General features: G+C 68.2%; 8 protein-coding genes. 2 read left to right on the top strand and 6 right to left on the bottom strand.

Features of this window, described 5'->3' with window-relative positions:
- Positions 1 to 62: 62 nt before the first annotated feature.
- The gene (locus ABB22_RS08940) at positions 63 to 2,015 is read left to right on the top strand and encodes a GGDEF domain-containing protein (protein WP_055765533.1); all 1,953 of its coding nucleotides are present in this window, start codon (positions 63 to 65) and stop codon (positions 2,013 to 2,015) included.
- A 70-nt stretch (positions 2,016 to 2,085) separates the two neighbouring features.
- Here ABB22_RS08940 and ABB22_RS08935 read toward each other — a convergent pair whose 3' ends face one another.
- The 6 genes from ABB22_RS08935 to ABB22_RS08910 form a co-directional block, all read right to left on the bottom strand.
- Positions 2,086 to 3,114, bottom strand: a complete 1,029-nt coding sequence (locus ABB22_RS08935; RefSeq protein WP_161809359.1) for an OmpA family protein — start codon at positions 3,112 to 3,114, stop codon at positions 2,086 to 2,088.
- A gap of 10 nt (positions 3,115 to 3,124) precedes the next feature.
- Positions 3,125 to 6,541: a hypothetical protein gene (locus ABB22_RS18410; RefSeq protein WP_161809358.1), complete on the bottom strand. Its 3,417-nt coding sequence runs from the start codon at positions 6,539 to 6,541 to the stop codon at positions 3,125 to 3,127.
- Positions 6,538 to 17,901: an SdrD B-like domain-containing protein gene (locus tag ABB22_RS08925; RefSeq protein ID WP_161809357.1), complete on the bottom strand. Its 11,364-nt coding sequence runs from the start codon at positions 17,899 to 17,901 to the stop codon at positions 6,538 to 6,540. Before ABB22_RS08925 ends, ABB22_RS18410 begins: the two co-directional genes overlap by 4 nt.
- Positions 17,902 to 18,230: 329 nt before the next feature.
- Positions 18,231 to 18,980: a response regulator transcription factor gene (locus ABB22_RS08920; protein ID WP_055765552.1), complete on the bottom strand. Its 750-nt coding sequence runs from the start codon at positions 18,978 to 18,980 to the stop codon at positions 18,231 to 18,233.
- 231 nt (positions 18,981 to 19,211) lie between these two features.
- Positions 19,212 to 19,964: a response regulator transcription factor gene (locus tag ABB22_RS08915; RefSeq protein ID WP_161809356.1), complete on the bottom strand. Its 753-nt coding sequence runs from the start codon at positions 19,962 to 19,964 to the stop codon at positions 19,212 to 19,214.
- A gap of 192 nt (positions 19,965 to 20,156) precedes the next feature.
- Positions 20,157 to 22,301: a S46 family peptidase gene (locus ABB22_RS08910; protein ID WP_055765559.1), complete on the bottom strand. Its 2,145-nt coding sequence runs from the start codon at positions 22,299 to 22,301 to the stop codon at positions 20,157 to 20,159.
- Between the two features lie 258 nt (positions 22,302 to 22,559).
- Between ABB22_RS08910 and ABB22_RS08905 the strand changes: the two genes are divergently transcribed.
- Entirely contained in the window at positions 22,560 to 23,663 is a 1,104-nt protein-coding gene (locus ABB22_RS08905; protein ID WP_152984095.1) for a hypothetical protein, read from the top strand.
- The last annotated feature ends 74 nt before the right edge of the window (positions 23,664 to 23,737 follow it).

The following is a 23,737-nucleotide window of genomic DNA, read 5'->3' as shown; positions in this document are numbered from 1 at the left end:
CCGGACGTTCCCGCGCCACCGCCTCCCGGACGGACTCTTTTTCGCCAGGAAACACCTGCGCCATGCTTTCTCCGCTTCGTGTCGTTCGATTCCGCCGCCTGCTGCCCGGCGCGGCGCTTGCCACCGCCCTGGCCGGTCCCGCCAGCGCCCAGGTCGCCGATGCCGATGCACGCCTGATGGAACAGGTGATGCGCTGCCACACGACGGTGCACGGCGCGCCGCGCGATGCCCTGGCCATGGCCGGGAAGCTGCTGGCCATGCCGGCGCTGCCGCCGGTGGTCGAGATCGGCGCGGAAGGCTGCCGCGGCTTCGCCCGGCAGTTGCTGGGCCAGGGCGACGCCAGCCTGGAGTCGGCAGCGAGGCTGCAGGAACTGCTGCGCACCGCGGAGCTCCCGGCGATCGAACGCAACCGCGCGCTGCAGATGGCCGCGACGCTGCTGCAACGCAATGGCCACACCGGGGAAGGCCTGCAACTGCTCGAAACGATGCTGGAACGCGGCGTCGCCGAGAGCGACGTGGGCAGCCAGATCACCGCGCTGACCGGCATCGCCCTGATCCGCGCCGAGCAGATGGACGATCCCGAAGGCGCGCTGCATTACCAGCAGCAGGCGATCGCGCTTTCCGACCACCTGCGCCGGCCGCCGCTGCCGCAGGACGTGATGCTCCACTACAACCACGGTTACACGCTGCTGCGGCTCAAGCGCTACGACGAGGCGGAGCGGGCCTTCGCCCGTACCGAGTCCATCGCCGGCCGCCTGTCCAACCAGGACGTGATACTGCATCGCATCCGCGGGCATCGCGCCGAAGTGCAGCATGCGGCCGGCCGGCTGGACGTGGCCAAGGCGCAGTTCCTCGAACTCCTGCCCTGGCAGGAACACAACGATCCGCTGGGGCTGGTCGTCACCCTGCAGCGGCTGGCGCGCATCGCGCTGGAGCAGCAGCAGCCGGAAGAAGCGCGCAACCTCGGCGAACGCGCCCTGGCGGTGGCCGGGCCCGGCCGCTTCCCCGATGGCATCCGCGACAGCCTCGACCTGCTGGCCGAGATCAGCATGGCGCTGGGCGAGCCGGCGCAGGCGCGCGACTACCTGCGCCAGGCGCGGCAGGTCGACCAGGCGCGGATGAAGGGCGACAACCTAAACCGCCTGGCCAGGCTGCAGGCCAGGGCCGAGCAGGCGCTGGACCCGATCCGCATCAACGCCACCCAGGAGGCCAGCCGCGACCGCCTGCTGCGCAATGCCGCGCTTACCGCCGCGGCGATCCTGCTGCTGGGCGGTGCCGGCCTGTACCTGCGCATGCGCCGGCAGCAACGGCGCCTGCGCGAACTCGGCAGCACCGACGTGCCCACCGGGCTGCCGAACCGGCGCGAGGCCGAACGCCTGCTGGATGAGGCCACGTCAGTATCCCCTGGCGCCGAACGCCACGCGGTGCTGCTGCTGGAAATCGATGGCTTCAAGGCGCTCAACGACCAGCACGGCCATGCCGCGGGCGACGCGCTGCTGCGCGCGGTGGCCGCGGAACTGGTGCGCAACAGCGACCAGCACGACCATGTCGCGCGCTGGGGCGGTGCCACCTTCATGGTGATCCGCGCCAATACCTCGCAGGCCGCCGCGTTCGCGCTGGCCGGGCACCTGTGCCGCTGCATCGAGCGGCTGCAGGTGGACGTCGCTCCAGGCCAGTGCCTCACGCCCGGCATGTCGGCGGGCGTGGCGCCGCATCCGTTGTTTCCGGGAACCCGTGCATCCAATGCCGATACCCTGCGCGTGGCCGGCCGCGCCCTGCAGGTGGCGCGGCGCAGCGGGCTGGGCACCTGGGCGGGGCTGTGGGGCCTGGCCGAAGGCCGCAACGTGGACGTCTACAGCATCCTGCGCGATCCGGAGCATGCCCTGGCGCAGGGCTGGATCGTGATCGGCGGCGGCCGCCCGATGTCCTGGGCGCCCCCGCGCGATGGCGCCACGCCGGCACCGGCGCCGCGCGAGGAAAGCCGGGCCCAGAATCGGGTTTCCCACCTGCCCTGAACCCGGCGCTCGCCGACGACGCGCAAGGGAAACCCGACCCTGGACCCGGTTTTCCCCCACGCGGCGCTGTTCACTTCGCCAGTTCGAAACGCACTTCGACGCGGCGGTTCGGCAGCAGGCACTCCAGCAGCGCCGCACGCGGCTTGACGCCGTCGCACTGCTGTACCTGCCGGGTATCGCCACGGTATTCGTAGCGGATCATGCCCGGGTCGATGCCGCGGCCGATCAGCAGTTCGCGCACGGTCTGCGCACGGCGCTGCGAAAGGCCCTGGTTGTAGTCGAAGCCCTTGCCCTGCATGCGGTCGGCATGGCCGACCAGGGTGACCCCGGCCAGCTCGCGCCGCTCGCCGGCGATGGTGGCCAGCGCACGGTCGATGCTCTCCAGCGAGTAGGTGCGGATGTCCTTGCGGCCGTCGCGGTCGAACTCGAACAGCACGTTCGCGATCAGCGGGCCGGGCGTCGGCGCCGGCGCCAGCACCGGAGCGGCATCGGGTGCCACGCCGCACTGGCGCGCCAGCGCCTCGGCGTCGTTGACCAGGTCCTCGGCGATCTGGATGTACGGCTTGGAGTGGCGCCACTGCTGCTGGTTGAACTCGTTGCCGGCGTGGACCAGTTCGACCTCGCCGCAGGCCACGGCCTGCTGCGCGCAGCTGAAGCCCGGGGTGCCATGGATCGCCTTCAGGCGCTGCCACAGGTCGTCGCGCAGGTACCTGGCGTTGTTGACCAGCGCGGTGTCGGTAGGAATCGGCGAAACGCCGTTCTCCATGTCCACGATCAGCTTCTCCGACTCGGTCAGCGCTTCCTGCGGGAATGCGCTGCGGTCGTTGCGGGTGTATTCGTGGAAGGACACGTCCAGCCAGCACTGCGCCTTGGACAGGTGGTAGTCGCGCACCGGGCGGCCGCCGTCGTTGAGCGCCTTGATGCGGCCCTGCGTGGCTTCATAGCCCTGTAGGTCGGCATGGATGGCCTCGTCGGTGATGCGCTTTTCCTGCGGGTTGAGCCGGGTCTGCTGGGCGCTGGCGATGCCGGCCACGATGGACAGGATGGCGGCGGACAACAGCGCGCGGGACAGGGTGGAACGGGTATGCGGAGATTTCATCGGGTCGTCCTCAGCGGGCCGGGTCGCGGTAGCGGACCGGGTCACGGCGGAAAAGATCTTCATCGAACTTGAAGCGCAGGCGCAGGAACAGGCCCTGCTGGGTGTACTCGTAGCCGTTGAGGTCGCGGTCGCCCTCGAAGCCGGTCCGGTTGTAGCCGGCCGACAACCACAGGTTCTGCCGCAGCAGGCGGCCCACTTCCACGCCATAGGCGTACTGGTTGGCGCCGGACTGGCCGCGGAAAGTGGAGCCGAGCACGCCGATGTCCCAGTTCTCGGTGAGGTCGTAGACGATGCGGCCGGAGAACAGCATCGCGCGGAAGCTGCTGTTGACGCGCGCGCCGTCGCCGTAGGCGAACTGGTCGCGCTGCCACTTGCCGGCCACGCGCCCGGTCAGCCACCACGGCCGCGACGGATGCCAATCGGCATGCGAGGAGACGATGTGGGCGCGGGTGCGCACGTCCTGGCTGGTGCCGTTGACCACCTGGCCGTCGAGCAGGGTCAACCCGCTTTCGTCGCGCTCGAGCTTGTACTCGTAGCGCATCAGCGCGTTGATCCGGTTGCGGTCGGTATCGCGGTAGGCCAGGCCCAACTGGAAGCGGTCCTGCAGGACGTCGCCGCGTTCCTTGTAGTTGGTCGCCAACAGGTAGTTGCGGCCCAGCAGGGTCCAGTCGCGGCTGAGCTTGCGCGCCAGCATGAACTGCAGCAGCGTGGTGTCGAACGCCTCGTTGGCCTCGGTGTGCGCCACGTCCTCGGAAATGCGGTGCTCCACGCGCACCGCGCCGCGCCACAGCGGGTTGGCGCTGTAGTCCAGCGCCAGCGCCAGGCCGGTGCTGTCGCCGGTATCGCCGGCGATCACGTTGACCCGCTCGGCCGAACTGCTCAGGCGCAGGCCTTCGCGGATGTCCCAGTTGTTGCGGATGCCCGAGGCGGCCTGCACGTCGCGGCCGCTGATGGCATCGCGCAGCCGGTACTCGCTGAACGCCTGGGTGTCTCGCAGGTAGCTGCTGTCCACGCCGAACACCAGCGCATCGGCCTGCCGGTCGGTGGTGGTGATGCCGTAGGCGCTGGTCAGGCCGGTCTGCTTTTCGTAGCGCCCGTACAGGCGGCTGCGCTCGAACACCTGGTAGTCCACGCCGGCGGCGACGCGGTTGCGGTCCTCGCCACTGACGCTCTGCTCGACCTCGGCGCCGCCGCTGAACTTCTCGCTGAAGCGGTAGCCCAGGCCGATGCGGGCGCTGTCCGATTCCAGCCTGGTGCCGACCGGCAGGTCGCTGGTGATCGGGCTGCCCGAGGACGAGCCGTTGATGACCATCAGGCCGGTGGCAGGGTCCAGCGCCTGCTGGCCGTAGCCCAGCGCACCGCCGCCCATGCCGGTGGCGAAACCGCCGGTCAGGCCGCCGGCCTGGCCGAACGGCGAACCCATCGACCACGGCGAGGTCACGCCGATGGTCTCGCGGATGCTGCGCAGGCCGAAGTCCAGGGTCAGCCGCTCGGTGGCGCCCACGCGCACGCCGGCGCCGCCGGCATCGCGCTTGCCGCCATCGGGATTGCGGTCTTCGCTGCGCAGGCCCTCGACATACAGCTCCAGGCGCGGGCCCACCGCATAGCCCAGCCGCGCGTTGTACTCGCCGCGGCCGCCGTACAGCGGCGAGGCCGGGTTGTTGAACGCCGGATCGGTGCGCGCGGCGAACAGGCGCGCATCGAACTTGTCGCCGTCATGCGCGAACTCGACGCGCCAGGCGTCGCCCTCGACCTCGCCCACCACGTCCTTCAGGCCCTGCGAGGTGACCTGGTTGAGCGAGCTGGTGTTGACCTCGCTGCGGGTGCGCGCGAACTCGGCGACCAGCATCGTGTTCTCGCCGAAGCGGTAGCCGGCATTGACGCTGCCCATGCGGAACTCGGCATAGGGATTGCGGTCTTCCACCGCCGAGGCTCCCACTTCCAGTCGGTCGCTCAGCTTGAACTGGCCGTCGGCGCCGAACACCCAGAATTTCTCGGTCTGCTGGTCCAGCTCGTAGGTGATGCGCAGCGACACCGGGTTGAGGTCGCTGTCGAAGGACGGCATGAACTGGTTGAGCAGGATGCGCCCGGAGAACGGCTCGAAGCTGTAGTCCACCAGCCGCGCCAACGGCCGCACCGAGACGATGCGGGTGGGCTGGTTGCGGTCGCGCACGATCACTTCCACCCGCTCGCTGCCTTCCAGCACCGTGTTGTTGCGCAGCGCGTACGGGCCGCTGCCCTGGCTGCGGAACTCCTCGATGACCTGGCGCAGCGAATCCTCGATGGCGAAGACATTGCCGCGTGCGCGCTCGCTCTCGAAGTGCCAGCCCAGGCCGGTGGCGGTGCGGTTGTAGGTGCTCAGGCTGCGCTGCGGGATCGGCCCGCTGCCGCCGATGCCGGTGCTGGTGCTGGTGCTGGTGCTGGTGCTGGTGCTGGTGCTGGTGGCCAGCGTATCGCCGGTCTGGAAGTCGCCATACAGCAGGTAGCTGCGCTGGTTGTCGATGCGCACGTACAGGCGCTCGGCCGAGCGCGCGTCGAAGCCGCGCAGCGACGAGTCGCCGTACACCGGGTAGAACTCTTCCGGCTGGATGTCGCGCAGCAGGCGGCCGCGCACGTCCTTGTCCGAGTCGTAGGCGGCGGTGAGCAGGTACTCGCCCTTGATCCGGCCCTTGACGAAGAAGGCGGTGCGCGCGGCGGCATTGGCCTTGCCGTTGTTGAACTGCTTCTCCCAGCGGCGGATGTCGCGGTCGAAGGCATCGTGGTGCTGCACCGGCGAGATCAGCCCGGCATTGGACTTGTTGCGGAAGTTGACCACGCCTTCGATCAGGCCGGTGGCCAGCAGCTCGCGCATTTCCGGCAGGAAGCCGATCACGCCTTCGGCGGTCTGGCCGCCGGCGGTGATGCGCAGCACCACGTCCTGCGGCTCATGCGGGGCCAGCAGGTCGAACTCGGCCACGCCGTCCTGCACCACCAGCTGCACGCCCGGGGTGACCTTGTCCGCGTCGGCGGCGCCGGGACCGAACTCGTCGGTGCGCGAACCGGGCAGGCGGATGCGGCCGCCGCTGTTTTCGATGGTGGCGTAGGACTTGCCGGACAGCGGCCTGCCCTCGCCGTCGAACAGCTGCACGCGCACGTGCACCGGCGTCTGTCCGTCGGCCGGCACGCCGTCGCGGTCGACGTCGACGCGGACCAGGTCCACGCCGCGGTTGAGGCTGTAGTCCAGGTTGCCCGAACGGGCGGCAACCACTTCCGGCGGGGCATCAGCGCTCGCCAGCGAGCGCGGATACAGGGTCGAGGCATCGCCCAGCACCGGGGTGAAGCGGGTGCTGCTGCCCACGTTCTGGGCCAGGGCCGGCGTCGCGGCCGAGGCCAGCGCGCAGGCCAGCAGGCTCAGGCGCGGCATCGCGCGCGCGCAACGGCGGCTCATGGCTGCACCTCCGGCGAGGCCGATGCGGCGGGCGGGTTGGGTCTGGGTTCCACGATCGGTCTCTGGTTGGCCGAGTCCGTGGCCTGCTGCGGCGCACGGGTCGGCTTGCTTTCGAATCGCAACTGCGGCTGGCCTGGCTCGCTCTCCGGCGCGCGCACCTCGCCCTGGGTACGGCGGGCCTTGACCTGCTCCAGCACCGGGTTGGAGCAGCTGCCCTCGACGAAGTCGGCGCGATGCAGCTCGCCATTCTTCAGGTCCAGGAACAGGCTGTCGGCATCGCCCAGGTTGCGGTTGCTGCTGGTGGTCAGGCGCGCGCCGACCGGCAGGGTCGAGGGATCGACCTTCAGCGTGTGGCTGTTCGGCGGCAGGCCGCAGTAGCTGTACTTGCCTTCGGAGTCGGAGACCAGCCAGGTGCCGTCGTTGAAGTACAGGCGCACCCCCGGGATGCCCAGCTCTTCGCGGTCCTGCACGTGGTTGTTGTTGCAGTCCACGAACACCTTGCCCAGCACGCAGGCCTCATCGGTGAACACGCCGCCGGTGACGCGCACGCGGTACTCGGCGCGGTTGGAGGGCGTCGAGCCCGGCAGCGGGTTCAGCCCCACCGGATCGATGCAGCCGCCGGTGATCGAGCAGCCGTGCGCCTGGGCGCGGTTGATGCCGTCGCCCTGCATCGCGCCCACGCCGACGCGGACGCGGTAGGTCAGCGCCAGCTGGCCACCCACCTCGATCCGGCCCAGGTCGAAGGCCAGGCGCGGGCCGGGCCGGCCCAGCGGATCGGCCAACGCGCGGCCACCGCTGCGCGCGGTACCTTCGATGTAGGTGAAGCCGCGCGGCAGCGTGTCGACGATGTTCACCGTCGCCAGCGGGCCGCCCGCCGTCTGCCGTACCGTGATGGTGTACTGCACGGTGTCGCCGATCTCGGCGATTTGGCGGTCGCCGGTCTTGCTGATGACCAGGCCCGGCGCCACCATCGCATCGACCGGGATGTGGTTATGGATGACGCCGGCACCGCCCGAACCCGAGAACAGGGTCAGGTAATAACGCGTGGCATCGCCGATCTCCCCTTCCGGTGCACGGGCATTGGGCTGTACCCGGTAATCGCTGCCCACCGGACCCGGCGGCGACAACGAATCGGGCTGCGGCGGAATCAGCGTCGAAACGAAGCTGTAGCCACCCGGCGGCGTCACCTTCAGCTCGAACTCGCACCGCGCAGGTGCGCCCGGGCCGAAGAAGAACTGGTAGTAGCCATCGCTGCCCACCGTCATCGAGATCGAATCACCCTCGACTTTGTACCCACCGCCGGCGGCGTTGAGGACTGCGGTCAGCGGGTTGTAACCGGCACACACGCCAACCGGGGTCATGGTGACCACCGCACCGCCAACCGGCTCGCGGGTGACGGCGTCGTAGACGACACCCGACGGATCCACCGCCAGGCTCTGCTGCGGCAGATGCTCGCCCGGTGCCAACACGATTTCGAGCTGGCTGGTCAGACCGTCGCTGCTGCGGCAAGTGCTGGTAAGTCCATTGGCGATGGCAGCGGCGGTATCGCACGGCGCATTGCTGTCGCCACCGGTTTCCTGGGTCACCGGCCACGCCCAGATCACACCCGATGCCGGATCGCGGAAACGGATGTTCCATTGTTCGCCGGGAATGACGTCGTCGAAGCGATAGCTGCCGTCGCTGGCGGTGGTGGTGCGCTTTTCCACTGCGCCGGTGCGCGGATCGACCAGTTCGACGATCCAGTGCGGCAGGCGGATATCACCGTCATCGAGGATCTGGGTCTGGCTGCCCCGTTCAAACCACACCGTGCCGGAAACCGACGCCGAGAGCTGCACCGCCGTGGTCTGGCTGCAGGCGCTGTGGCGTCCGCTGCTTTCGCAAACCGGCAGACGATCGGGGTGGTTGAAGAAGTTGTCGCGCTCTTCCGGGGTCGGCGCATGCGCCGGCGTTTCGCCGCCGCCTTCGGCCATCACCACGTTGGATACCGCACCGGTGCTGGCAGCCTCGGCCGAGACCCTCACCTGCACCGTGACATCCGGTGCGCTGGCACCGGGTGCCAGTACACGGCTGCTGGTACAGCTCAGGCGACTGTCACCGGCGGCGCCGGTGCAGTTCCAGCCATCACCACTGGGGGCCGCCGCCAGGGTCAGGCCACCCGGCAGATAGTCGTGCACGACATACTCGCCCTGGGTCGCACGCTGGCCACCATTGCGCACCTGCAACACATAGCCGGCGGCATTGTTGACGGTGAAGCGGGCCTTGTCGGCGCTCTTGCTGACCCTGATGTCCGCCGAATCGCTGATCTCACCGAAGTTGTTGTCGATCGAGCTGCCGCCCTCCCGCAGCACGATGTTGCTGATCGCCGAAGGCAGGGTCGTCCTGTCGGTCGCCTGACCGACGGTCTGGCCGTCGACGGTACCGGCGGTGGTGGCGCCATTGACGGTACCCGGCGGTTGGACCGGCTCGGTCACCGTGTAGGTGCCCGGGCGCAGGCCGTCGAAGCGGTACTTGCCGTCCTTGTCGGTGGTCGCCGTCACGTTGACCGGATTGCCCAGGTCATCGCTACCGGTCAACACCACTTCCACGTCAGGGATGCCGGTCTCCTCCGGATTCACCTGGCCATCGTCGTTGTTGTCGTTGAATACGCGGCCTGAGATCGAGGCGGCACGCAGTTCGCCGAAGTTGTTGTCGGTCGAATGCTGGTTCGCACCCAGCACGATGCCTTCGATCTGCGATGGCACGCTCGTCACCGGGGTCGCGGCGCCACCCGTGCTGCCGGCCACGGTCTGGCCGTTCAACGTATCCGCCGGCTGCGTCGGCTCGGTCACCACATAGGTGCCCGGGGCCAGCTTGTCGAAGCTGTAGCGGCCTTCGGCATCGGTCTGCACTTCCGCCGTCACCGGCTTGCCGGTCACGTCGGTGCCACTCAGGCGCACGGTGATGTTGGCGATGCCTTCCTCGCCCGCGTCCACCACGCCGTTGTTGTTGGCATCCAGCCACACACGACCGGAAATCGAGCTGATGTACGGGATTTCGCCGAAGTTGTTGTCGGTCGAGTGCTGGTTCGCACCCAGCACGATGCCTTCGATCTGCGACGGCACGCTCGTCACCGGAGTCGCGGTGCCACCCGTGCTGCCGGCCACGGTCTGGCCATTCAGCGTATCCGCCGGCTGCGTCGGCTCGGTCACCACATAGGTGCCCGGGGCCAGCTTGTCGAAGCTGTAGCGGCCTTCGGCATCGGTCTGCACTTCCGCCGTCACCGGAGCGCCTGTGCTGTCGGTACCGCTCAGGCGCACGGTGACGCCCGCAATGCCTGCTTCGTCGGCATCGACCACGCCGTTGTTGTTGGAATCCAGCCAAACGCGACCGGAAATCAAACTGTTCTGCGGGATTTCACCAAAATTGTTGTCGGTCGAGTGCTGGTTCGCACCCAGCACGATGCCCTCGATCTGCGACGGCACGCTCGTCACCGGCGTCACGGTGCCACCCGTGCTGCCGGCCACGGTCTGGCCGTTCAGCGTATCCGCCGGCTGCGTCGGCTCGGTCACCACATAAGTGCCCGGGGCCAGCTTGTCGAAGCTGTAGCGGCCTTCGGCATCGGTCTGCACTTCCGCCGTCACCGGCTTGCCGGTCACGTCGGTGCCACTCAGGCGCACGGTGATGTTGGCGATGCCTTCCTCGCCCGCGTCCACCACGCCGTTGTTGTTGGCATCCAGCCACACACGACCGGAAATCGAGCTGATGTACGGGATTTCGCCGAAGTTGTTGTCGGTCGATTCCACGCCCGGTCCCAGCACGATCGTGCTGATCGCCGACGGCGTCGTCTCGCGCGGCGTCGCGGTACCGCCGCTGCTGCCCGGGATGGTCTTGCCGTTGCTGGTTTCCGGCGGCTGGACCGGTTCGGTCACCGTATAGGTGCCCGGACGCAGGCCGTCGAAGCGGTACTTGCCGTCCTTGTCGGTGGTCACCGTCACGTTGACCGGATTGCCCAGGTCATCGCTACCGGTCAGCACCACTTCCACGTCGGGGATGCCGGTTTCGTCCGGATCCACCTGGCCGTCGTCGTTGTTGTCCTTGAACACCCGACCCGAGATCGAGCCGCCACGCAGTTCGCCGAAGTTGTTGTCGGTCGAGTGCTGGTTCGCACCCAGCACGATGCCTTCGATCTGCGACGGCACGCTCGTCACCGGAGTAGCGGTACCACCGGTGCTGCCGGCCACGGTCTGGCCGTTCAGCGTATCCGCCGGCTGCGTCGGCTCGGTCACCACATAGGTGCCCGGGGCCAGCTTGTCGAAGCTGTAGCGGCCTTCGGCATCGGTCTGCACTTCCGCCGTCACAGGCTTGCCGGTCACGTCGGTGCCACTCAGGCGCACGGTGATGTTGGCGATGCCTTCCTCGCCCGCGTCCACCACGCCGTTGTTGTTGGCATCCAGCCACACACGACCGGAAATCGAGCTGATGTACGGGATTTCGCCGAAGTTGTTGTCGGTCGATTCCACGCCCGGTCCCAGCACGATCGTGCTGATCGCCGACGGCGTCGTCTCCCGCGGCGTCGCGGTACCACCGCTGCTGCCCGGGATGGTCTTGCCGTTGCTGGTTTCCGGCGGCTGGACCGGTTCGGTCACCGTATAGGTGCCCGGACGCAGGCCGTCGAAGCGGTACTTGCCGTCCTTGTCGGTGGTCACCGTCACGTTGACCGGATTGCCCAGGTCATCGCTACCGGTCAGCACCACTTCCACGTCGGGGATGCCGGTTTCGTCCGGATCCACCTGGCCGTCGTCGTTGTTGTCCTTGAACACCCGACCCGAGATCGAGCCGCCACGCAGTTCGCCGAAGTTGTTGTTGGTCGAGTGCTGGTTTGCACCCAGCACGATGCCCTCGATCTGCGACGGCACGCTCGTCACCGGAGTAGCGGTACCACCGGTGCTGCCGGCCACGGTCTGGCCGTTCAGCGTATCCGCCGGCTGCGTCGGCTCGGTCACCACATAGGTGCCCGGCGTCAGGTCGGTGAACGAGTAGCGGCCCTGCGCGTCGGTCCGGACCTCCGCCGTCACCGGGGCGCCCGTGCTGTCGGTGCCGCTCAGGCGCACGGTGACGCCCTCGATGCCTGCTTCGCCCGCATCCACCACGCCGTTGTTGTCGCCATCCAGCCACACGCGGCCCGAGATCGAGCTGTTCTGCGGGATCTCACCGAAATTGTTGTCGGTGGAATGCTGGTTGGCAGCCACGTGAATGTTGCTGATGGCCGACGGCGTGGTCGCCACCGGCGTCGCTGTACCGCCGGTAGTGCCGGCCACGGTCTGGCCATTGCGGGTGCCCGCCGGCTGCTCCGGCTCGGTCACGGTGTAGGTGCCCGGCGCCAGGTCGGTGAACGAATAGCGACCCTGCGCGTCGGTGTAGGCCGTGCGCGTGACCGGGTTGTTCGCAATGTCGGTGCCGCTCAGTTCCACCTTGACGTTGGCAATGCCCGGCTCGCTGCCGTTGGCGAGGCCATCGTCGTTCATGTCCATCCACACCTGGCCGGACACCGAGCTGTTGGTCGGGATTTCGGCGAACAGGTTGTCGCTCGAACGGCTGCCCGGCGTGGTCAGCTTGATCGTGGCGATCGCCGATGGCGTGGTGGTGATCGGCGTGGCATTGCCACCCGCGCTGCCGGCGGTGGTGATGCCGTTGATGGTGCCTGTCGGCTGGGTCGGTTCGGTCAGGGTGTAGGTACCCGGGCGCAGGCCCTCGAAACTGAAACTGCCGTCGGGGTTGGTGGTGAGAGCAAGGCTGACCGGGCCGAGATCGTCGGTGCCGGTCAGGACGATGTCCACGCCGCCAATGCCGGTATCACCCGCATTGTTCTGGATGCCGTCGTTGTTGGTATCGAAGAACACGATGCCCGACACCGACACCGGCAGGATCTCACCGAAATTGTTGGCGATGGAGTGCTCGCCGCCGCCCAGCACGATGCCGGACACCGCCGAAGGCGTGACCCCCGGGCTGGTGGAAGTACCGGTGGTGACACCCGCAATCGTGCCGGCCACGGTGCGGCCATTGAGGGTGGTGACGGACGCTCCGCCCACGGTGACCACCGGCTGCGCGACCTGCTCGGTCACCACGTAGGTGCCGGCCAGCAGGTCGTCGAAACGATAGTTGCCGTTGCTGTCGGTCTGCACCGAAGCCACCGTGTTGCCCAAGGCGTCCACGCTGCCGGCAGGCAGACTGACGGTGACGCCGGCAATGCCGGTTTCGCCCGCGTCGATCACGCCATTGTTGTTGGCGTCCAGCCATACGCGGCCGGCAATGGAGCCGGCCAGCTCGCCGAAGTCGTTGCCGGTGGTGGAACCGGCCAGCGGCAGCTTGCCGGTGACCTTCACGTTGGGCGTGGCGCTGGCGGTTCCGTTTTCCTTGCCGTTGGCCAGGCCGGTGGGCTGGGTTTCGACGATCCTGTAATTCCTGCCGACGATGGCCCCATCCCACGCATAGGTACCGTCGGCGGCGGTTTTCTGGGTGTTGCGCGAAGTCCAGACGTTCGGCGCGGTTTCTTCGAAAATCTCGATGGAAACGCCGGCGATGGGCGCGTCATCGGCGGCGACATAGTCGCCGTCGTTGTTGCGGTCCAGATAGACCAGGCCGCTGATGGTGGTCGCCAGCACCTCGCCGAAGTTGAACTCGGTGCCATTGCCCGCCGCCAGCGTGATGCCAACGATGCGGTCGGTGGTGGCGGCGTCGCCGGGCTCGCCGGTCTGCGCGATGCAGGTGGCAGCGCCGCACGCCACGCCATTGATCTTGCCCGGGTTCACCGCTGCCGGCTGGTTGATGTAGGTGCTGCCCGCCGGAGCGGTCGGCAATGCTTCACGCAGCGCGTAGGTCTTGCCCGGGCTCAGGTCGGTGAACTGGTAGGCGCCGCTGGCGCTGGTGGTGGCCGTGACTGCCGCGCCACCATTGAGCACCGGAACGTAGGCCGCGCCGTCCAACACCAGCAGCTCCACGGTCGCGCCGCTGATGTCCAGGTCGGTGCCCACGTTGCGCACCTGGTTGTCGTTCACGTCCACATAGACGTAGCCGGACAAGGTCCTGCCAACGAATTCGGGGAAATCGAACTGCACGCCGTTGGCATTGTTGGCCAGGACGATGCCGCTGATGACGCTGGTGGTGGCGGTGTTGCTGGCCACGCCCTTGTTGGTCACCCCCGTGCTGCCGTCCTTGCGAACGGTGCGCAGGGTATTGGGCTGCGGCATACCGTTGCCGGTGTATTGCGCCGGCACCTGGGTCTGATCCTGGGTAATGGTGTAGCCGGTGCTGCCGGATGGCGGCAGACCAACGAACCGGTAGTCGCCACTGGCATCGCTGGTCGTGGTCAGACTGATCAGGTTGCCGTTGAGGTCGGTGCCGGTCAGGGTCAGGGTGACGCCGGCAATGCCGGTATCGGCCGCATCCACATCGCCGTTGTCGTTCTGGTCGTAGAACACGCGGCCACCGATGCTGGCCGCCGGCTTCACCGTGACCGTCGAACTGCTCTCGTTGTTGCCCGGAACGTTGTCTTCGGCAACCTCGTTGCCCTCAGCGTCGATGCCCGGACTGACCTGGACCACATTGGTGCGGTCGACATCGAACAGCGCCGGTGTCGTACCGTCGTAGATCCCAGGCCTTGGCCGGGCCCACAAAGTCAGCGTCACCACGCCGTCGAGCTTCGGGAACACGCCGAGCAGGTCGCAGGTGATCTCCTGCTGGTGGTTGCGCGCCGTCACGGCGGCCACGCCATTGGAGATGTAGCAGACGTTGCCGGTGCCCGTTGCCGGCACTCTGGCCGACACTGCCAGCGTGGCCGCCAGGCTGGCGTTTGCGCCGCTGGCCACTGCCGTGGGCGCATGCGCGCCGGTGGTCAACCATTCAAAGCCGGCAGGCAGCGTATCGACCAGGCGGATGCGGTCGGTCGGGTTGATGCCCTTGTTGTCCACCACGACCTGGTATTGCACCGGCTGGCCGACGTCCACCGGGTCGGTGCCGATGGTGGTCTTGGTCACCCCCAGGTCGGCGACCGGCATCAACAGGTGCTGCACGCTTTCCAGGTTGTTGCCGGCCTCGGCAGGGTCGTTCGAGCACTTGCCCGCGGTTTCGTAGGTGCCCGTCTCGTCGCCGCAGACATGGGCCCGGTTGCCGAACCAAACCGCGCCCACGCTGGTCGCCGGGCGGTTGTCGGCCACGTTGATGTCGATGATGAAACTCGACGACTCGCCGGCCTCCAGTATGCTGGCGGCATCGCCGAAACGGCAGCTGATGTTCTTGTTGGCGCCCCCGGGCTGGGCGCAGATCGCCGTCTTGCCGGACACCTGGGTAAGGCTTCCCATCGTGAATGCGAAGTTCGCCGGCAGCGGCACCAACTCGTCGATCATCTCCACGCTTTCGGCGCGGGAAGGGCCGTGGTTGGTCACGGTGAACCTGTAGCGCGGCGTCTGTCCGAACTTGAAGGGCGTTCCCAGCGGAATCACGTTGCCCGCCGCATCCACCTGCACCTTGTTCTGCTCAAGGTCGATGCGCGGCACTTCCACGTTGAACTTGACGCTGCTTTCGTTATTGCTCTTGGAATTGTCATCGCCGCAGCTAGTGGACTTCTTGCTGCTGTCATTGGTGCGGTATTCGCACAGGCCGCCGCCCAGCGTCACCTCGGCCTGGTTGACGATGTCGGTATAGAGCGTCGCTCCCTTCGGATGATCCGTCGGGTTCAGAACCGGCTTCTTGAGCCGCACGCGGATGTTGATCGTTTCGGTAACGCCGCTGCCGACAACGCCACCGCTGTTGACGCAACGCACCAGGGTGGTGTTGCCGCTGGGGGTTTTGGTACAGACCATATTGGTCGTCACCGGATCCACGCCCACGATTTCGTAGGCATGTTGGCTCAGGGTAGCCGTGCCGGTGAACAAGGTGTCCTCGACGACGAAGGCGCCCACCGGTACCTCGAACGGCCCGAGATTGCGGGCCTCCAGCTTGAACGCGAACGGCTGGCCGATGGCCGGCTTGACCACGTCCATGCTCTTGACCAGATCCACGTCCAGGCGCGGCTCCAGGTCAACCGCGGCGCTGTCGGAGAGATTTTCGGCCAGCACCGCGTCGGGCGAGGTCAGCGTGACGGTGTTGGTCAACCGGTAGGTGCCATCGCCCTGGGCCACGCCCTGGTTGAGCGGGCGCGAGACGTCCAGTACGACTTCGATCGTCTCGCCCGGCGCGACGTTCTTGAACGTGCACAGCTGCCCGCCATTGCTGCCAGCGGCAATATTCGCCGGGCAGTTGTCGCTGGTAGTGCCCGCCGCCACCTGGCTCAGTGTTCCGCCGGTGGGGCCGCGATAGACCATGATCGGAATCTGCGGCGTGGTATTGCCGTTGCCGTTGCTCAGGATGCCCCGCAGCGGGTCGGTCAGCACCAGGGTCTGGATGGTCTTCTGGGTCGCGTTGCTCGGCGTACTGATCAGGATGCGCCAATACAGGTGGGTGGCGTTCGCGGCCAGGGTCGGCGCGGCGTTCACGTCGTCGAACCATTCGCCGGCAACGGCGCGGTTGCCGGTGATCGAGGATTGCTTGACCAGGGTGATGTTCGCCGAGTCCGCATCGGCGCCGGCCAGCGTGGCCCACAGGCCGCTGCCTGCCGTTTTGCAGGTGTCGTCCGAGGTTTCGCCTGCGTTGCTGATCGGCTGCGGGCCTGCCGATTGCGCCATGCCCAGGGCGTCCAGCGCCGCCTTGCCGGTGCAGGCCGTGTTGCTCAGCTCCACCGGCGCGGAATCGGCGGCCATGCTGGCGATGCTGGTACTGAACTTCACCGACGTGCTCGCGCCCTTGGCCAGCGTCATCTCGTCGGTATTGGTGGTTTCGCAGAGAATGCGGGTGGTGCGATTGGAACTGATGCCGGCCGGCGGCGGCGTGTTCCGCGTTACCGTGCACTGCCAGTCAGTGCCGATCGTCGTCACGCCATTGTTGCCATACGCGGCATCGACTTCCAGCGGGTCCAGGTAGTCCACCACGCGCAACGGATGGGCCGGCGAGGAATAGGTCAGCGCGCTGCTGCTGGCGCTGCTGTTGGTGATGGTAATCGTGTCGGTGATGACCGTACCCGGCGCGGAGGGGCCGGAACCGGGGCTCTTGCTCTTGACCAGCGACAGGTTGGCGAACGGCGGCTGCACGTCGTAGCCGACCGACGCCGCATCGTTGTCCGGGTAGACGTCGTCAAGCCCGGGCGGCGGTGTGACCAGGACCGGGAAATTTCCCTTCGCCGGCGTCGACGGCAGCCGCAGCTTGATCGGGAAATTGCGCGTACCGTTCACGGCGACCGCATCGGTGACCGTACAGGTGACGACCCAGCCGCTGTGGGTGGCGCCACCCACGGGGATCTGCAGACTGCCGTTCGCCGCGGTGCAATTGGCCGGCAGGTCGAGGGCAGGGGTGAAACCGAAAGCCGCCGGAATCACCGTCTGCACCGTGCCGCCCACCCACGCCATCGGGCCATTGTTCCTGTAGGTGATCGTCAGTATCTTGTCGTCGGTGTCGCCCACCGCATGCGGGCCGACCGGGAAGTTGCCCAGGGCCTCGATGTCCGAACCGGGAGTGACGACGTAGTCGACCTTGTCGGTGTTGTTGGTGATATCGCGGTCCAGGTAGGAGTCCGAACCCACCGCGATGCTGACATTGTTGGTGAAACCGCCGGCATAGTCGGCGCCCTGCTTGCCCTTCACCGTGATGGTGCTGCCGCTGAGCGCGGCCTGCGTGATCTTTCCGTTGTAGGTACAGGTCAGCGTCTGCCCTGCCAGGCTGCAGCTCGGCGTGACGCCGGTGAACGATTGGGTGACGTTGGTGAATCCCGTCGGCAGGGTATCGGTGACGATGACGCTGCTGTCCGCCGGCACTTCCGAGCCACCATCGGCAATCTTCGGCTTCAGCACGAATTCCACGGCCTGACCGGCGATCACGGCGCCGGCCGGCAGGCTTTTTTCCTTGGTGACGGTGAGGTCGCCACTGGGCTGGATGGTGCGCGACACCGATTGCGGCGCGCTCGCGGTGCCCTGTGCCGTCAGGTTGAAGCCACCGGTGGTGGTGCCCACCAGTTGCAGCGACAGCACGCCGCTGCTGGCGGTGGTCGTGCTGCAGGTCAGAATGTTCGCAACCCGCGTGCACTCGCTGGGCAGCGTGCCCGCCACTTCGAGCTGGGGCGGCAAGGTGACCGTGATCGTGTTGCCGCCCGCACCCACGCGGGCCCAGGCGATGTCCGCCCGGAACGGCATCTGCAAGCCGATCTTGCCGTTGTCCGGAGCGCCAACCCCGGTCACGCCCACGTCCGCCCAGGCGGCCACCGCCGGCAGCAGCGCCATGACGGCGGCCATGGCCATGCGCATGCCGGGACGCACAAGGCGCCGGCACATCGGAAGTCCGCTTTCATCCACGCGCGCAATGCTCGCGCGATCGGCCTGATCGTGTGATTGGTACACGGGTTTTCCCCTGCCTTGCTGCTGTTGCGCCCCACCCGCCTTCCCAGGAAGGCCGGGCCTTGCGATGTAGTCGATGCCTGCCGGTTCCGACATGCACGGAACGCCCATTCAGGACATCCGGGCGGCATTCTCGACAGGTGGCAGGGCCAAGGCAGTAGCACCCCCTGTCGCTCCCTCACACTTGCTCACACGGCATTCCAGCAATGGTCCGCTGGGCGCTGGGACGCAGGTCAGGCCTGTTCGGGCACCAGCAGGTAACCCATCCCGCGCAATGCACGGATGGGCAGGGCGAGGTGGGTGGCACTGCGGACGCGGGAGCGCAGGCGATGCACCAGCACTTCCAGGCGATGCGGATCGAAATCCCACGGGGTGGGCGTCAGCGCGGCGATCAGCCGCTCGCGGCCTACAGGCGTACCGGGCATCGAGAACAGTTCGCGCAGCAGGGCGCGCTCGGCCGTCGACAAGGCCATCGAATGGCCGTTCGGCGACCACAGCTCCCAGCCACCGGCGCGCAGGCTCCAGGCGTTGCCGGCATCCGGCGCATCGCGGCGTGCGGCAGCAAGGCGGGCAGCCATGCGCCGGTACAGGCTGTGCAGGGCCGCCACCAGCACCGGCAGCTCCAGCGGCTTGGCCAGATAACAGTCGGCTCCCGCGGACAGGCCCTGTGCCATGTCCGCGGCGCTGCCACGCGCGGTGACCAATACGATGCCCATGTCGCCGATGCGGCGCAGATGGCTTGTCGCGCTGAGCCCATCCTCACCGGGCAGGATGACGTCGAGCACGACGATGTCGCAGGAATCCACCGCCAGTTCGCGGTACAGGGTTTCAACGCTGCCGATGCCGCGGGCCGTCGCGCCGTGCTGCACGAGTTCGTCGATCACCAGCGTGCGCCACTCAAGGTCGTCCTCGACCACCCACACGCGCGCGCCCTGCAGCCGGCGCGCCGCTTCCGCCGGCGGCGCTTCCTGTCTCGTTTCCAATGCCGCTCCCCATGCACGCCGGCCACACGATGCGCGGCCTCGACGTACGCGCTCGATTCTCTGCAGCTGCCGGCGAGCCGGCAGTATCAAAAAATCTCCATCGCTCTCCGTGACTCACGGGCGGCGCGCGCCAAATGCAGGAACCGGGGCCGGGGCCCGCCCTCTCCCTCGCATCCGCGCCGGTTGCCGAGCATGGCCGGGGACAAAGCGATGCTGCCCGGTTCCTATGCCTCAGGCAGCGATCTGGTCGGATACCAGCATGTAGCCCATGCCGCGCAGCGCGCGTACCGGCAGCATGGCATCGGTGGCATTGCGCACGCGGGTACGCAGGCGGTGCACCAGCACCTCCAGCCGGTGCGGGTCGAAATCCCAGGGCTGGTCGGTGACCGCGGCGATCAGCCGCTCGCGATCGACCGCCTCGCCGGGAGCGGCGAACAGCTCGCGCAGGAAACCGCGCTCGGCCACGGTCAAGGTCAGCGCCTTGCCGTTCGGTGCATGCAGGTCCCAGCCGTCCGAGCGCAGGCTCCAGGCGGCGACGGCGTCTTCCGTGGCGGCGGCGGCCGGCGTGGACTGCGACATGCGCCGGTGCAGGCTGTGCAGGGCGGCGACCAGCACCGGCAGTTCCAGTGGTTTGGGCAGGTACACGTCGGCGCCGAGCGAGAGCCCATGCGCCATGTCGGCGGTGCCGCTGCGCCCGGTGACGAGCACGATGCCCATGCCATCCATCCGCCGCAGGTGGCCGGTGGCGCTCAGTCCATCCTCGCCCGGCAGGCCGACATCCAGCACGAGGATGTCGCAGCGGTCCACCGCCAGTTCGCGGTAGAGCGCCTCCACGCTGTCGATGCCGCACACGTCGGCGCCGTGGTACTCGAGTTCATCGACCACCATCCCGCGCCATTCGGGGTCATCTTCCACGACCCATATCTTTATGCCGTCCAGCCGGCAGCCCGCCTCGGCCGCCGGCAGTTCCCGATCCATCTCCATCGATGCTTCCCCAAGACCTGTCCCGCCCTGTTCGCCTGGACATTCTAGCCAGTGGCGCCCCACGCCGCTTGGGCATGGAGGCGCCGACCAGCCAGTGCGATGCGTACCGTGACGCATTCGACCAGATCCGCGACGGCCAGCGCATCGGCTGGTTGCATCGGCAACCGTGCGGGCATGCCCGCACGGCAGGCGTCATTCCTGCGGCAGGCCCATTTCCGCCAGCAGCGCCGGCGCCGGGTAGACCTTGGCCAGCAGCCAGCGCAGGTAGCGCATGTCCACGTGCACGGCACGCTTGTAACGCGGGTCGAACCACCAGCTGGCGCTCACCGACTCCCAGTTCGAGTCGAAGTTCAGGCCGATCAGCTCGCCCCTGGCATTGAGCACCGGCGAGCCGGAATTGCCGCCGGTGGTGTCCAGGTTGGTCAGGAAGTTGACCGTCTGCGTCTTCAGCGCAGGATCGGCGGTGCTGCCGAAATCGCCCTTGGCGATGGCCGCCAGCAGCGGCTTCGGCGCGTCGAACGGCACCGTGTCGGTGTTCTTCTCGACGATGCCGGCCACCGTGGTCACCGGCGAGTAGCTGACCGCGTCGCGCGGGTGCAGCGCCTCGACCTTGCCATAGCTGATGCGCAGCGTGCTGTTCGCGTCCGGGTACACGGCACGCCCCTGCTTGGCGCGCCAGGCGAACAGCGCCTGCATGTAGGACGGGCGCAGGCGCAGCTGTTCGCCCTCGCGTTCCTTGCTTTCGCGCTCGGCGCTGAGCTGCGCCATGACCAGTGCCGAAGCCACCGAGACCAGGGCATCGCCCTCGATGAATCCGCCCTTGCGCGCGGACTCGAAGCGCGACAGGCGCTGCGCCTCGTCGCCCAGGCGGGTCTGCCCGTAGATCTCGTCCAGGTGGCGGGCCAGTTCGGCCGGGGTGCGTCCGAACAGGTTGTCGTAATGCGCGTCGCGCTGCGCATCGGGCAGTTGCTGGTAGCGGGTCAACAGCGCGGTGAGGATGGCCTTCTCCACCGCCGGGTCGTAGCGGCGCTGCACCTGCCTGAGCACGCCTTCGATCAGCGCCTGGTCGCGCTGCTGGTAACCGCTCTCGCGTTCGGCGTCGGGCTTGGCCGATTCGATGCGCAGGCGCTCGAGCAGCATCGCCGAACGCAGCAGCTGGGTCTGGCTGGAAATGAGCGTCACCAGGAACTCGCTGGCGCCCACTTCGCGGTCGGCGGCCAGGGAGGCGAACAAGGCATCGATGTCGGCCTTGTACCTGCCATCGGCGGCGGCGAGCATCGCCCGCTCGTCCTGCGCGCGCTGGGCCTTGGCGTCGCTGCGCAGCAGGCCTTCCAGTTCGCCGGCGGCGCGCTTGCGGTTGTTCTTCAGCGACTGCAGCTGCGAGGCGTAGCGGGTACGCGCGTCGGCATCGCCCTTGCCCTGGGCCTCGATCACGTCGATCAGCTGCTGGAACACATCCACACGGCGCGGCAGCACCGTGTCGATCTGGTTGGCGAACTCGGCGGCGGTGCGCAGGCGGTAGGTGATGCCCGGGTAGCCGGCGAGCATCGCATAGTCACCCTCCTTCGGCCCGTCCAGCGACATCTTCAGGTGCGCCGGCGGGTTATAGGGCACGTTGTCCTTGCTGTAGGGCGCCGGCTTGCCGTCCTTGCCGACATAGGCGCGCAGCAGGGTGAAATCGCCGGTGTGGCGCGGCCACATGAAGTTGTCGATCTCGTCGCCGTAATTGCCGATCGCGCGCGGCGGCGCGTAGACCAGGCGGATGTCGGTCAGCTCCAGCTGGCGGATGCGGTAGAAATCGCTGCCGTAGTACATGTTGGCCACCGAGCAGCGCACGCCGCCCTCGGCCTCGCAGTCGGCGACGATGCGCTTGCGCGCGCCTTCCACGGCGTCGTAATAGGCGCGGCCGGTCTTGCCGCGCGCGTCCTTGAGCACGTCGTCGGTGACCTTGTCGAAGCCCACCGTCACCAGCACCCGGTAATCCGGATTGGCCGCGCGCTCGTCATCGCGGCCCTGCGCGATGAAACCGTCGTTGATGGTGTCGTGTTCCTTGCTCGCGTTGTACTGGATCACCCCGTAGGCGACGTGGTGGTTGGTCAGCAGCAGGCCGTCGCCGGAGACGAACGAACCGGTGCCGCCGCCCACCCGCACCACCGCGCTCAGCGGCGGCGCGGTGACGTCGGCCAGCTCCTTCGGGTCACCCTTGAAACCGGCCTCCTTCAGCGTCTTCGCCAGTTCAGGCAGCTGCGTGGGCATCCACATGCCCTCGTTGGCGTTGGCGGCGGCAGCCAGGCTCATGCCCAGCGCCATGGCGGCGGCAAGCGGTGTGCGCTTCATTCGGAACTCCAGCGGATTGCAGAACAGGCGCCGACAGTAGCCGCGCCCCGGTAGGTGGGCAACCGCCAACGGTCACGATGCCGCTATCCTGCGCGGATGCGCCTCCTCCCTGTTTCCCTCGTACTGGCGTGCATGCTGCTCGGAGCCTGTTCCGGCGACGAGCGCACTGCTTCCTCCCCGGTCGCCGCCCCGGCTCTGCGACTGCGGGCCGAACCGTGGCTCCTGCCAGCCGATGCGGTCGCCGCGCAGCCGGACCTGGTGGCCGCACCCGACGGCAGCATGCTGCTGTCATGGCTGTCGCCCGATGCAGGCGGGCACCAACTGCGCTATGCGCGCTTTTCCGCCGGTCATTGGCAGCCGGCGCGGCAGATCGCACGTGGCGACGACTGGTTCGTGAACTGGGCCGACACGCCGCACCTGGCCGCCAGCGCCGACGGTGCGCTGTGGGCGCAATGGCTGCGCAAATCCGGCAACCCGCATGCCTACGACGTGCAACTGGCGCGCTCGGCCGATGGCCGGCAGTGGTCGGCGCCGGTCACCGTGCACGACGACGGCACCGCCACCGAGCACGGCTTCGTCTCGCTGTGGCCGCAGGGCACCGACGGCATCGGCATCGCCTGGCTGGACGGGCGCCATACCGCCGGCGGCGCCGACCACGCCAAACACGGTGGCGGTGCGATGACCCTGCGCAGCGCGCGCTTCGACGCCCTGCTGCGCAGGCACGACGAGCAGGAACTGGACGCGATGACCTGCGACTGCTGCCAGACCGGCGCCAGCGTGGCGGGCAACGCCACGCTGCTTGTATATCGCGGCCGCGATGCGGGCGAGGTCCGCGACATCCATCTTCGCCGCCGCACCACCGGCGGCTGGCAGCCGGCGCAGCGCGTGCATGCCGACAACTGGGTCATGCCGGCCTGCCCGGTGAACGGCCCGGCGGTGGCCGCGCACGGCGACGACGCCTGGGTGGCCTGGTACACCGCACCGCAGGGCGAGCCGCTGCTGCGGGTTGCCCACAGCGGCGATGGCGGCGCCAACTTCGGCACGCCGCGGGAGGTGGACCGTGGCATCGAGGTACAGGGCCGGGTGCAGGTGGCCGCCGATGCCGGCGGCCTCTGGCTGGCGTGGCTGCGCGAGGACGGCCGTTCGCAATCGCTGTGGCTTGCCCGCTACGGCCCCACGCTGGAACACGAATTCGGCCGCCTGCAGGTGGCGACGCTGCTGGGGCGCGGGCGCGGCACCGGCTTCCCGCGCCTGCTCGCCGACCACGGGCGCGCGCGCCTGGTGTGGACCGATGTGGCCGACGGCCAACCGCTGCTGCGTGGCGCGGTCGTCTCGGCGCTGCCGGCCGAGGGTGCCCGGTAGGCCGCGACCGGGTGCGCGACGGGGCATGCCCGCTCCGCAAAAGCATGTCCACGATCCTGCTGCACCCAGCCCAT

It is taken from the genome of Stenotrophomonas nitritireducens, from assembly GCF_001431425.1.
GTDB lineage: Bacteria > Pseudomonadota > Gammaproteobacteria > Xanthomonadales > Xanthomonadaceae > Stenotrophomonas > Stenotrophomonas nitritireducens.
This window is presented reverse-complemented; position numbering and strand designations above follow the sequence as displayed.

Bases quoted from the DNA above. Each gene is read 5' to 3' on its own strand.
- ABB22_RS08940 (WP_055765533.1), top strand. From the start codon at position 63: ATGCTTTCTCCGCTTCGTGTCGTTCGATTCCGCCGCCTGCTGCCCGGC.
- ABB22_RS08935 (WP_161809359.1), bottom strand. From the start codon at position 3,114: ATGAAATCTCCGCATACCCGTTCCACCCTGTCCCGCGCGCTGTTGTCC.
- ABB22_RS08925 (WP_161809357.1), bottom strand. From the start codon at position 17,901: ATGGCCATGGCCGCCGTCATGGCGCTGCTGCCGGCGGTGGCCGCCTGG.
- ABB22_RS18410 (WP_161809358.1), bottom strand. From the start codon at position 6,541: ATGAGCCGCCGTTGCGCGCGCGCGATGCCGCGCCTGAGCCTGCTGGCC.
- ABB22_RS08910 (WP_055765559.1), bottom strand. From the start codon at position 22,301: ATGAAGCGCACACCGCTTGCCGCCGCCATGGCGCTGGGCATGAGCCTG.
- ABB22_RS08915 (WP_161809356.1), bottom strand. From the start codon at position 19,964: ATGGAGATGGATCGGGAACTGCCGGCGGCCGAGGCGGGCTGCCGGCTG.